This is a genomic window from Alteromonas sp. ABM1_013 (assembly GCF_056160505.1).
This window is the reverse complement of sequence record NZ_JBSWXH010000005.1, coordinates 459,591-472,430: the sequence shown is the minus strand read 5'-3', so window position 1 is coordinate 472,430 and position 12,840 is coordinate 459,591. Positions and strand designations below refer to the sequence as shown.

General features: G+C 44.1%; 9 protein-coding genes. 5 read left to right on the top strand and 4 right to left on the bottom strand.

Features of this window, described 5'->3' with window-relative positions; all coding sequences use genetic code 11:
• Positions 1–20: 20 nt before the first annotated feature.
• The 3 genes from ACXAGK_RS16745 to ACXAGK_RS16735 all read right to left on the bottom strand — a co-directional run bounded on the left by ACXAGK_RS16745 (position 21) and on the right by ACXAGK_RS16735 (position 2,504).
• On the bottom strand, positions 21–1,241 hold the full coding sequence (locus tag ACXAGK_RS16745; RefSeq protein WP_474857103.1) for a retropepsin-like aspartic protease family protein: 1,221 nt from the start codon (positions 1,239–1,241) through the stop codon (positions 21–23).
• Positions 1,238–1,687 carry an acyl-CoA thioesterase gene (locus ACXAGK_RS16740; RefSeq protein WP_474857102.1) on the bottom strand — a complete coding sequence of 150 codons (450 nt, stop codon included), beginning with the start codon at positions 1,685–1,687 and terminating at the stop codon, positions 1,238–1,240. Before ACXAGK_RS16740 ends, ACXAGK_RS16745 begins: the two co-directional genes overlap by 4 nt.
• Positions 1,688–1,793: 106 nt before the next feature.
• On the bottom strand, positions 1,794–2,504 hold the full coding sequence (locus tag ACXAGK_RS16735; RefSeq protein ID WP_474857101.1) for a DUF8198 family protein: 711 nt from the start codon (positions 2,502–2,504) through the stop codon (positions 1,794–1,796).
• A gap of 155 nt (positions 2,505–2,659) precedes the next feature.
• Here ACXAGK_RS16735 and ACXAGK_RS16730 point away from each other — a divergent pair, with 155 nt between their 5' ends.
• The 4 genes from ACXAGK_RS16730 to ACXAGK_RS16715 all read left to right on the top strand — a co-directional run bounded on the left by ACXAGK_RS16730 (position 2,660) and on the right by ACXAGK_RS16715 (position 7,868).
• A complete protein-coding gene (locus ACXAGK_RS16730; RefSeq protein ID WP_474857100.1) occupies positions 2,660–3,343 on the top strand; it encodes an elongation factor P hydroxylase in 684 nt (227 codons plus the stop codon).
• Positions 3,340–4,503, top strand: a complete 1,164-nt coding sequence (locus tag ACXAGK_RS16725; RefSeq protein WP_474857099.1) for an ATP-NAD kinase family protein — start codon at positions 3,340–3,342, stop codon at positions 4,501–4,503. The genes ACXAGK_RS16730 and ACXAGK_RS16725 overlap by 4 nt, the downstream gene beginning before the upstream one ends.
• A gap of 113 nt (positions 4,504–4,616) precedes the next feature.
• Complete coding sequence (locus ACXAGK_RS16720) at positions 4,617–4,910, top strand: YfcL family protein (RefSeq protein ID WP_474805991.1); 294 nt, start codon at positions 4,617–4,619, stop codon at positions 4,908–4,910.
• Positions 4,911–5,114: 204 nt separating this feature from the next.
• Positions 5,115–7,868, top strand: coding sequence for a M16 family metallopeptidase (locus tag ACXAGK_RS16715; protein ID WP_474857098.1), 2,754 nt, complete (start codon positions 5,115–5,117; stop codon positions 7,866–7,868).
• Between the two features lie 62 nt (positions 7,869–7,930).
• Here ACXAGK_RS16715 and ACXAGK_RS16710 read toward each other — a convergent pair whose 3' ends face one another.
• The gene (locus tag ACXAGK_RS16710) at positions 7,931–8,272 is read right to left on the bottom strand and encodes a carboxymuconolactone decarboxylase family protein (RefSeq protein ID WP_202943007.1); all 342 of its coding nucleotides are present in this window, start codon (positions 8,270–8,272) and stop codon (positions 7,931–7,933) included.
• A 272-nt stretch (positions 8,273–8,544) separates the two neighbouring features.
• Here ACXAGK_RS16710 and ACXAGK_RS16705 point away from each other — a divergent pair, with 272 nt between their 5' ends.
• A complete protein-coding gene (locus tag ACXAGK_RS16705) occupies positions 8,545–12,795 on the top strand; it encodes a hybrid sensor histidine kinase/response regulator (protein WP_474857097.1) in 4,251 nt (1,416 codons plus the stop codon).
• Positions 12,796–12,840 lie beyond the last annotated feature (45 nt).

Here is a 12,840-nt window from a genome sequence, read left to right as displayed (position 1 = left end):
CGGTAAACAAATTTTGCGGGCTAATTATCACGCTCCGTTAAAATCAATTCACTAGACTGAGGCATTATCGCAAAGTCAAACTGTCCTAAAACGTTCATTCCCAGTAAACCATCAGCATCGGGTAGGGCGTCTTCGGGGAGAACGATGGCAGATACATCGTTGAACTCGTATCCAGCGAAATAAAAGCGCGGTATTTGTACCAGAGGGGCTTCGATAGTTCCCGATGCAGTTCTAACGTTGAAGTTGCCAATAAACGTGAGGTTTCGCATACGGCCCAAGCGAGCAAATAATCGCGACGATATTGCAGTAGTACTAGCACCCGTATCTAAAATCATGGTGGCTTTTTGGTTTAACGCCTTTGCATCAAGGCGATATTGATCGCCAATGCGTTCTAAAGCTACGCGTGTTTGATAACGCGCGGCATCAACGTCTGATGGCGCTAGCTCGCTTTCGCTTGGCGCGTTATCTATGTTGGCCAAATCGCGCATGTCATAGGCTTTATTGCGAATGATATTGGCGTCTCTATCGTTTATCGGCAGAGCAGCGAGTACATCTTCCATTAGCGTAAGCTTTTGCTGGTAAGCATAAGCTTCAGCCAAATTTAGGGTGTAGTGTTTTGCGTCGGGTATGCGTTGATACAGTGGCTCATTTAATCTAGCCACCAGTTCCCATTGTTCGTCTTGACTTAACTGCGTTTGCGCTTGTTGATACAAAGTAGCAATTTTTGTGTCGATAAACGCGAGAGTTTTAGTTGAAAGAGGCAGTTCAGCCAAGTCGTAGTAGTGTACTATCGCTGTGGGCAGGGGCTTGGTTAACTCAATTAGTTCAGCTTCTAGCAACAGCAGCGATTCGTTGAGCGGGTCATTTTTTAAAAGGTTTGTAAGCTCTGTGGCGAGCAACGCATATTGTCCATTATTGAGTAGGGTAGTTAGCGTAGCGATATCACTTTGGGTAATTTGTTGCGAAGATAAGCGCAAATCTTCACGCTCATTTGACGGTATGTTAGTTCTGTCAGCATTCGAAAAAGAGGTGGATTCACGTTCTTTGTTGAAGGGCTCTATATTGCCCTTTGCCTGAGTCTCACTTTCTAGCGCTGCTTCATGTTGTAAATGATGCTCATAGTCTGCTTCTAACTTATAAGCACCGTTTTTATGCTGCTTTAAGCTAATCCATAGGTAAACATTGATGCCCAACGACACACATAGAAACAGTGTAAGCAGTACTGCTAGCCAGGTTCTCATTTGGATATACAAGCCTCGCCGTATATGTCCACAAATTGCTTAGGCATCCGCTTTGGCGCGCCAGTATCAAGGCTGACGCAAACGAAAGTTGTTAGTGCATCAAAAACGGGTTTGTTACGCTTTGGGCAGATGAACTGGAATTGACGCTTCAGAGTTAGTTTGCGATCGCAAAACACTATCCAAGTCGCACACTCTAACGTATCTCCAAGATGTGTTGGCAGGTGGTAGTTAAGCTCGTGACGCTTAATAACCATGCCGCGGTTTAGCGCCTGATAATCGGCAAACTGTAGGCCGAGGGCGTTTGAATGAGCCCAAGCTAAGGTTTCGAGCTGAGAGAGGTACGCCACATTGTTCACATGCTGATAGTGATCGATGTGTGTTTCATTAATATGCCATTGCTGCACATAGGGGTTATCTAACATCCAATTAAGCGTTGGGTTGCTCAAACCTTTTCCTTATTCATATATCTTGTTTATACCCTATTTGCTTCATTACCGTCGGCGTAGTGCCGTTGCTCACGAAGGCCTGTTTTTGCATTACTTTCTTTGCAACTTAAACTACAGGCAACGGATTATCTTCAGGTAAGGTTAAATCGTCACTTAACAAAGATTGCATAATTGCTTTTTCTCTTACCAAAACAGGTTGTATAAAGCCTTGCACATCGCCTAGCGCTTTAAATGCATTAAAACCACGCTCTAAAAACTCATGCAGAGCCAGTAAGCCAGCTAATTTGGCTGGGCGACGGGATAGGGAAATCAACATACCTATACCACGAATCTTTATGACATCAGAGAGTTGATCGCCCAAATGAGAAATTATGTCGATTTGATGCGCTCTATCTTCCATCCTGCCCACATTGCGATAAGCCAAAGCGTAGTTGTCTCGGTTGATGGGCTCCCCGGGAAAATGACTTTTTAAGTACTGGGCCATTGCCATATCTAAATCGAACGATAGTGCATTTAATGACAATGCATCGTCCATGGCATTCATGGCTTTGTCGGGCAGTACTTTTGCGAGCTTCGGAATAACGCGAACTAAATCAGCGTCGCGCTGGCTAAAATCTTTCGGGCCGTACAATTCATCTACAAAAAACGCCATGGCTTTTTGATAACGTTTTTGCTGCGCCAAATCGTCGTGCGTGACCAGTAAGCGTTCGCACTGCCAATGCTGCAGCTGATGAATGATAGGCATTACTCCCAACTGATTGGCCAAATCACGAAGGGCATTTACCCGGTGAATATGTTTAATTATCTCTTGCGCCAAATGAGAAACTCCCTGTTGAGCTAGTGTGGCTTATCTGCTGTTGTAAACCTAGATTGACCTAAGCAAGCGTGCCTTTCAAGTGAGAAGACAAAGTTTTACTGGTATACTCTGCCGCCATTAGTTTAGCTTGCTTATTTAGATTTTTAATTTACTTAATGAACAGTCAAAGTAGTCAGTCATCATTGAACAATGCCTGTAAAAATGAGACCACTGGCGCACACGCCCCAGGTTTAGAAAAAGACAGCGATGTTCCAACGTTAATATCACTGTTTAATAGCACGTTTGAAGATTTCAATACGCGCTTGGTTTTGGGCGATGATGAACCTATTTACATCCCCGCGGATAACGAAAAGCCTTACCATCAAATCGTGTTTGCTCATGGGTTCTTTTCAAGTGCCTTACATGAAATTGCGCATTGGTGCATTGCAGGCGAAAAGCGCAGACTTTTAGAAGATTACGGTTACTGGTATTGCCCTGATGGCCGCGATGCAGTGCAGCAAGCAGACTTTGAAAAAGTAGAAATTAAGCCACAGGCTATTGAATGGGCGTTTACCGAAGCCGCCGGCAGAAAATTTCAGGTAAGTACAGACAACTTAAATGGTGCTGAGCCCGACAGAGAAGGTTTTACCCGAAACGTGGCTGCTCAGCTAGAAGCTTTTAAAACTAATGGTTTTCCACCACGCGCTGAACGTTTTATACAAGCGCTGTCATCTGTGTTTGGCGAAAGCAAGTTGTCAGCTGTACCCGGCAGTGAAGCAGGAAACAAGGCGGCTGAAAATACACCAACAGTTTTAGAAAGCAGCGAAACAGGTTACGGGATAGGAGTTGTTGCTGAATGAGTCAAGTAAGCACTAGTCAGTCAGTGTCTGATCATAAGCCCACATTCAAGCTAGGCATTATAGTAAACCCTTTTGCCGGTATTGGCGGAGCGCTTGCCCTAAAAGGTAGCGATGGGGCTGAAATTCGTGAAAAAGCCCTCGCTATGGGAGCAGAGAAAAAAGCTAACGAAAAGATGGCCAAAGCGCTCAGTATCTTAGAAGCGTTGTCGGGGAAATTTACTGTTGTGACTGCGTCGGGCGATATGGGCGAAACAGTTTGTGAATCTCTAGGTATTCCTTATGAGGTAATCTATACGCCTAGTGCTGCACAAACCGAAGGCGAAGACTCAGAACGCGCAGCTAAAGCCATGGTAGATGCCAACGTTGACTTGCTGCTTTTTGCAGGCGGCGACGGCACAGCCCGTAATATCTGTAGTGTAGTCGGCACACAAGTTCCCGTGTTAGGTGTGCCTGCCGGTTGTAAAATTCATTCTGGCGTTTACTGCGTGTCGCCGTCAGCAGCAGGTCAGGTATTAAGTCAAATGATCGCAGGCGAGCTTGTAAGTGAAATGGACGCCGAAGTGCGTGATATTGACGAAAACGCGTTTCGCGAAGGGAAAGTTATTGCTAAGCATTATGGCGAAATGCGCGTACCGGCAGAACTCACTTACGTTCAAGCCGTAAAAATGGGCGGCAAAGAAGACGAAGCGCTGGTATTGGACGACATTGCTGCTTATGTCAGCGAAATTATGGACGATGAACCTGACACCTATTTTGTAATGGGCTCGGGCTCGACCGTAGGTGCGGTTATGGAGTTCCTTGGCTTAGACAATACCTTGTTAGGCGTTGATGTGGTGAAGCAAGGTGCACTAATCGCAAGTGATGTGACTGCTAGCGAGCTAATTGCGCTGACTCATGACAAACCCACCAAAGTTATTTTGACGGTTATCGGTGGTCAGGGCCACATTTTGGGGCGTGGAAATCAACAGTTAAGCCCAGCGTTTATCCGTCAAATTGGCAAACAAAATATGCTTGTCGTTGCCACTAAACAAAAACTACAGGCATTAAATGGTAAACCGCTTCGTTTAGATTCAAGCGATGCCGCGCTAGACGCTGAATTAGCAGGCGCTTTTACGGTTATTACCGGCTACAAAGACAAGGTACTTTGCCAAGCTGTTTAAAGGCATTACGCCATACACTAAAGCGAATTTATTGCCTTTAGAACAACGAGGTTTATCTCGACCTGAAAACATAGAGATAAACAACTGAAATTAACAACAGAAAGGAGTAAGACGTGTTACCACCTGCTGCAGCACCAGAAAGTGTCGTTAAAGCTATTGCAGATATTGAGGCATCGCTTGATGACGTGGTAAATCACGGTAGTGATGACGAATTGTTTATTGCCAGCTACTTACAAGGTCATTTCGCGGTAGAGGCACGCCAACTAGAGATGCAAGAAGGCGCTACCATTGCGATGCTTAATGACAAAATGCTCGAAAGCCTTAATAATGCTTTCGCTAACAACGAATTAGACAGTGAAGATGCTCAGCAAGTCAAAGCACTTTGGGCACGGTTAGTCGCAATGTAATTGCGGCTTTCCTTATTTACTTTCTCACAAGAACTATCTCCCCCGTTCATCGTTTTTCCTCTTTTACAATCCGTTACAGTTTTCTGCACTACAGCCCTTTATTAACCGCCAGATTGGTTTATGTTTAGTACAGGCGAATAGCCGCTTTGTGGTGCCTGGCACATTCTGGTGTTCAGCGCAGATAATAAGATTAAGGATGACGACATGACTGTACTTAAGCATCTCACCCAGCGCTTGAAAGTGAGCGTAGGTGTGCTGGCAGTAAGCAGTACGCTGATAGGCTCAGCGTTTGCCAAGAACGATATCAATATCGATTACGAAAAATTTACTACTGATAATGGGTTAACCGTAATTGTTCACGAAGACCGCAAAGCGCCAGTGGTAGCTGTAGCGGTGTGGTATAAGGTGGGCTCAAAAGATGAGCCTGAGGGTAAATCTGGGTTCGCGCATTTATTTGAACACCTCATGTTCAACGGTACCGAAAACTATGATGATGAGTGGTTCGGGCCGCTTCAAGAAGCCGGGGCCACAGGCCTCAACGGTACCACAAATTTTGACCGAACTAACTATTTTCAAACCGTTCCAACGCCGGCTCTAGACCGTATATTGTGGATGGAATCTGACCGTATGGGACACCTGTTAGGTGCGGTAACACAAGAGAAGTTAGACGAACAGCGTGGCGTTGTACAAAATGAAAAGCGTCAAGGCGAAGACCAGCCTTACGGAAGCGTATTCACCCATATTTTTGAAGGCTTATTTCCCGTAGGGCATCCCTATCATCATACGGTGATTGGTTCGATGGAAGATCTTAACTCCGCATCGCTTGACGACGTTAAGGGCTGGTTTAACCAATACTATGGCCCCAATAACGCAATATTGGTGCTGAGCGGGGATATTAACGCAGAAGAAGCCAAGCCTTTGGTTAATAAGTACTTCGCTGATATTGAACCGGGTCCAGCACTGTCTAAATGGGAAGCATGGGTACCGAAACGTAGCGCAAACACCCGAGAAGTGATCCAAGACAAAGTGCCACAGTCGCGCATTTATCGCCTCTGGGTCTCACCTGAAAACACGTCATCGACCGCAACCGACCTGTTTATCGCTGCAAGCGTGATGGGCGATGGTAAAAATTCACGTCTTTACAAAGAGTTGGTGTACGATCAGCAAATTTCCACCAATGCCTCGGTATTTAATTACGAGCTACAAATGGCGTCTATCTTTGGTATTACTGTTGATGTTAAAGACGGCGTTGACGTAGCAAAGGTAGAAAAAGAGATTGATAAGGTCATTAATGAATTCTTGCGTAAAGGCCCTAGCAAAGATGAAGTTAAGCTTGTATCGACGAAACAACGCGCTTCAATTATTCGAGGGCTAGAAGAAGTAGGGGGCTTTGGCGGGAAAGCAGACACCCTTGCTAGCGGTGAGTTTATTGCTGGTGACCCTAACTATTTCAAAACTGAATTAGAGGAGCTAGGTGAGGCGACGCCCAAAGGTGTTAAAGCGGCTGCGAATAAATGGTTAAAAGAAGGGTGGCACCAAATCACGGTTGTGCCGTTTATTGAACATACAGCATCAACTGAAAGCGTTGATCGCAGTTCAGGTTTGCCGTCAATTGATGCAGAGACACAACTAAGCTTCCCAGAGGTTACGCAGACCACTTTATCTAACGGTGTGAATGTAGTGTTTGCGAAACGCTCTACGGTACCTTTAGTTAACGTGGCGGTGCAGTTTGATGCAGGTTACGCTGCTGATGCGGGGGGTAAACTTGGCCTCGCGAGTTTCACTACGCAGATGCTCGACGAAGGCGCGGGTAAATACGATGCCTTGGAACTAGCGGCAGAGCTAGAGCAATTGGGAACAAATTTAAATGCTGGCTCAAATCTAGACACCACTACAGTTAGCATGTCGATGCTTACCGAAAACATGAAGCCTTCTTTGGCACTTTTGGGGGATATATTAAAATCGCCCACGTTTAAAGAAGAAGAGATTGAACGTCAACGTGCCCTTATTTTAAGCAATATTGCACAGCAAAAAACACGCCCTGTAAGTATTGCGCTAACCTTACTTCCACCGCTTATCTATGGTGAAGACCATGCTTATGGTATTCCGTTTACCGGTACCGGAACTGAGCAAGACGTGAAAGCAGTGACGCGAAGCGATCTAGTTAGCTTTAAAGATACGTGGCTACGCCCTGATAATGCGACAATTTTTGTCGTTGGTGACACTACGTTAGACGTCATAAAACCTATGCTTGAAAAAGAGTTTGGTAAATGGAAAGTAGAAGGCAATAAAGGAACGAAACAAATAGCTGAAGCGTCCATGCCTGAGCAAGGCCAAGCGATTATTATTGATCGCCCAGGTGCGCAACAGTCGCTAATTCTGGCAGCGCATTTAGCGCCACCAACAGGTGCAGACAACAATATAGCCATCAATGCTATGAACCAAACACTAGGTGGCGCTTTCACTGCTCGCGTGAATATGAATTTACGCGAAGATAAAAGCTGGTCTTATGGCGCGTATACCTTTCTTCAAGACGCAAGAGGTCAACGCCCATTTATGGTGTATGCACCAGTGCAAACCGATAAAACAGGGCCGTCTCTGCTTGAACTCAAAAAAGAGCTCAATGCATATATAGGGGATAAGCCCCCAATGGCGAATGAATTGGAAAGAGCTCGGTTGGATGAAGTCCGCTCGTTGCCTGGTCAATTCGAAACGGCCGATGCGGTAATGTATAGCCTCTTATCAAATAAGAGATTCAATAGAGAATATAATTATCCAGAGTCTTTGGTCGAAAAGTACAATGGCTTATCTTTAGACGATTTAAGCAATGCGGCGAAAGAGGTGCTGCATCCGGAAAAGTTGACTTGGATAATCATTGGTGATGCAGAAAAAATCAAAGCGGATGTTGAAGCAGCGGAGCTTGGACCTGTCAGTGTGCAGAGTATGAATTCACTGTAATAAGCGACACTACAAAGCAAGCGAAAGGGCCGAAAATTTTCTCGGCCCTTTTTTATTAGGAATTATTCACTAAACTCATCAAATGCACGCAAAGCATCTGCAGCGTACATGAACGATGGGCCTCCGCCCATGTAAACCGACATACCACACACTTCTTCGATTTCTTCACGGGTAGCACCTAATTGCACTAACGCTTTAGCATGAAAGCCTATGCAGCCATCGCATCGCGTTGCAATACCAATCGCAAGAGCAATAAGTTCTTTCGTTTTTTTATCCAACGCACCGTCTGCGGTCGCAGCCTTAGCCATATCAGAAAACCCTTTCATGACTTCTGGCACGCCTTTTTTAACCTCGGCTAGATACGGATTTAAGCTATCGGTAATTTCTTTATATGACTTTGTCATTGTGTTCTCCTGACGCAAATAAAATCGGGCTTTAATGTCTCTTTTTCTTTCAGCACAAAAGCGTTTAAAAAGAGACTATCTACTGGCCTTGTTGGTTAATGTCATCGTTAATCATATACCTATAGCTTTTGTACGTCATGATTCAGGTCAAGAAGCGTTTATTTGTTGGTGACAAATGCGCCTTTTGTAGAATGGTGAGCGGCGACAACATGCACTAAAGTTAAACAAGTTTAATTAGCTGCTCAATTCTTGATTTGAAGACAACCCCTCTGGTGAACACGACAAAATTTATACTCTCCCCCTTCCGCGTGTTTGCAATCGCTTTTCTAAATGTAGTGTGTATTACTGTTGCGCTCGCATCTGGTTCGAATAAGTTAATGAACGAATATGCGGTCGAACTTTTAACCGCTGAAGATGGCTTTGTTTCATCAGAAATCTATTCCATAGTCCAAGACCGCCAAGGCTTCCTTTGGTTTGGCACAGCAGAAAATGGCGTCATGCGTTATGACGGTCGCAACGTTAAGCTCTTTGAATCGAATAGCGAAGACGGCCAAAGCCTTTCTCATAACGATGCCGGCAACTTAATGTTGGATGCCGAGGGCAATATTTGGGTGGGTACGTGGGGCGGTGGTGTTAACAAATACGACCCTACAACCGGTGAGTATGAGCGCTATTTAAATGTGCCTGATAATACAAATTCTTTGTCATCAAACCGAATTCAGTCACTTTTTCAAGATAACGCAGGTGATATCTGGCTAGGCTCTTACGACAAAGGGCTTAATCGTTTTTTAGGCAATGGAGAATTTCAGCGAGTACAAAAAATACCAGGGGATAAAAATAGTCTTTCCCACAATCGCATTTGGGACATTATTGATAACGATGCCGATAGTCTGTGGGTAGCGACCAGCTATGGGATAAATTTACTCGATAAAAAATCGTTAGACGCCAAGCATTTCTTGCCGGATCCAAAAAACAAAACGGCTACGGGCGCGAATGAAATACGTAGTTTACTTCGTACATCTTCTCATCAGCTATTCGTCGCTACGCAAAATGGACCCTTCTTATTCTTTCCAAGTTCCGGTGTTTTTCTGCCTCAAACGACACGAGAAGGTAAACCACTAAGCCAAGTAAACTCAATGATTGAGGACCACGATGGTCAAATATGGTTCGTCACTACCGAGGGATTGTATCGTCATACCGGAGAGGGGAACTATGTTGAAAAGGTCGACTTTGGTTATGAAAATGGCCTTCGCATAATTTTTGAAGATCATACTAAAACCAAGTGGATTACCAGTGAGGTTCACGGGATTTTTAAATTTTCTCCTCGCGGAAAAATTAAACAAATTAATAGTGAATTACTAACCGCACCAAGTGGTATCGCACTTGATCATGTAGATGAAAATGGAAATAAAAATGGCGATGAAAAGGGCGATGTGCTCATTGTTACGGCAAACGCCGACGTGTTCAAATGGAAAGTGAGAGAAGAGCTTTTGCAAAAAGAATACGACTCGGTATTTAAAGAGCTTGAAGGTTATAAAGAGCGTGGGGTTATAGAAAGACCTATTATCGTGCCGGATCAAGAAGGGTTTCTGTGGGTAGCACAAGATGACTTTGTGGTCAGAGTTGATCGACATACTAAAGCAATAAACCGCATTGAATACCCTAAGACTGACAGCAATTATCGTCAGTTTCGTGAGTTCAGAGCACTTGAACTAGACAATAGCGGCAACGTTTGGATTGGTACTTATAAGCATGGTATCTACATTTACAATAAGCATTCCGAAAAATTCATGCATCTCACAACCGAAGACGGCTTAACGCACCCAGAAATTCATAGCTTATACAAAGACGCCAGCGGCAATATGTGGGTAGGTACGGGCGGAGGTGTGAATTTGTGGTCAGTCGATAGTGAAAGTTTCACGTTTTTTAGTGGCGCAAAGGATCAGCAGGGAAGTTTGGTTGACAGCATTGTGGAAGATATCCACCAAACGAATGATGGAGAAATATGGATAGCTACGCAAAGGGGGTTGTACCAGTATTTCGCCGAGTCTAAAACCTTCAAGCATTTTAGTGAGAAGAATGGGCTGCCCACCACCTTGATAAGAGCTATCGCCGATGGCGAGGACAGCAGACTGTGGCTTACCACCAACAAAGGTGTTTATCTTTATAATCCCGACATACAAAATGTTATTAGCTACAACAGTAATACAGATTTGGCAGGTAAAAACTTTTACTCTGATAGCTTAATTAAAGCGGGTGAAAATACCTATTTTACGAGCAGTCAGCGGGGGATAGAGTACTTCAAATATAACCAAGAGCAAACCGATGCAGTTAGCGCAAATATAGTTCTTACCGGTTTTAACAAAATGGGGGAATCAGTAGAGCTTAATAAGCCACTGTCCTATGTTACTGATATCAACCTTTCTTATGAAGATTACTTTTTTTCATTAGATTTTGCGATTTTAGATTTTTCAGACCCTAAGCGTGCCCGCTTTGCTTACAAATTAGAAGGGTACGATGAGCAGTGGATTGATATTGGAAATCATGCTTCGGTGTCGTTTACCAACTTAAATGGGGGCGACTACAGGTTACTCGTAAAAGCCATGAAACCCAATGGTGAGTGGGGTGATGATACTCTATCATTGAATTTACATGTGGCAGTAGCACCATGGAAAAGCTGGTGGGCATACACTATCTACGGCTTATTTTTGATAGGTATGGTTGTATTAGTGATTTACCTGCGCACCCGCCTACAGCAAACCGAAATCACTAAACAGAAACGCTTTGTTCAAACACTAGAACAGCAGGTATCTGAAAAAACTGCGTCGCTAAAAGCGCAGGCGAACGATTTAAAACAAGCGCTTGAACGTGCCGAAGAAGCCACGAAGTTGAAGTCTGAATTTCTTGCCAATATGAGCCACGAAATTAGGACGCCGATGAATGGTGTTATAGGTATGCTTGGCCTGTTGAAAAAAAGTGACCTGACAGCAGAACAAAGCCAGCGCGTGAGTATTGCTAAAACGAGTGCTAACTCGTTGCTTGTGCTTATCAATGACATTCTAGACTTTTCAAAGATAGAGGCAGGCAAGCTTGAGCTAGAGTCGGTGGATTTTGACTTAAGGGAGTTAGTGGAAAGTGTTGCACTATCAGTAGCGCACTCAGCACAAGAAAAAGACCTAGAACTAATCGTTGATCTCTCTGAAATCAGCGAAACAAAGATATATTCAGATCCAAACCGAATTCAACAAATTCTGACTAACCTCTTAAGCAATGCCGTTAAATTCACTGAACAGGGTGAAATTTACATTGCAGCAAGGTTACTTCCAAGTGATGTTGAAAATGAAGGTATGCTGCACTTAACTGTAAAAGATACGGGGATAGGCATCCCGGAATCCAAACTTCCTCATTTGTTCGACGCCTTCACCCAAGTAGACGCGTCTACAACGAGGCGCTTTGGCGGCACTGGACTTGGTTTAAGTATAACTAAGAATTTGTGTCATTTATTGGGTGGTGACATAAGCGTTACTTCAGAGCTTGGCAAAGGAAGCTGCTTCAACGTTGTATGCAAAGTTACGGGCTCGAAGGAAAGCACGACACTGCAACCTGAACTTGTTAAAGAAAACACGCGTTGCTTAATAGTGGATGACAATGCCTCAACAAGACAATCTATGCAAAACCAGCTTGGGCTTTGGGGTGTGAATGCATTAACTGCATCTTCATTAGAAGAGGCTGCAGCGCTTTACTTAGCTGATGAGATTAGTGAACAAAATCCTTTAAGTATTGACATTTTGTTTTTGGAAAAAGTGGTTGATGAAAACGAGCAAAACAATCACTTACTGAACCTTAAGGGTATGGCTAACTTGAAACACTGTCGTACTATTCTTATGACCAAATTAAGCGATGTCGATAGCTACAGCGAGTTTAGAGGGGTGCCCATTGATGAGTGTCTGCCTAAGCCGATAACGACCTCAGATTTACTAAGAATACTTGAAACCACGGTAGGTAAACCCGGTACACAAAACGATGTGCATTCACAGCAGTTGGGTATGGATACTGCAGATTTTGTAGAGCAACATCCAGATGAAGACCTAGCAGAGCAGGAACCTAAGAGACGCTTACTTGATATCGAAGCAACACGGATTTTGTTAGTTGAAGACAATGCGATAAATCAACTGGTTGCTACTAATGCACTCGAAAGCGAAGGGTATCAGGTGGATGTAGCTAATAATGGACTAGAAGCGTTAGATATGTTGAAGAACAGCAAGCCTGAAGCACAATACAGCGTAATAATTATGGATTGCCAAATGCCCGAAATGGATGGGTTCGAAGCGACTAAATGTATTCGTGAAGGCGCGGCGGGAGATATCTATAAAAGTACGCCTATTATAGCGATGACGGCCAATGCCATGCAGAGCGATAAAGATATGTGTATGGCAGCAGGTATGGATGACTTTCTAACAAAGCCTATCGATCATCAAAAAGTAACGTCGACCTTACAGAAGTGGCTTAGCAAAATTAACTAGCCTCTCGCCAACGAAGAAGTAAACGCGTTAATATGCAACAAGTTT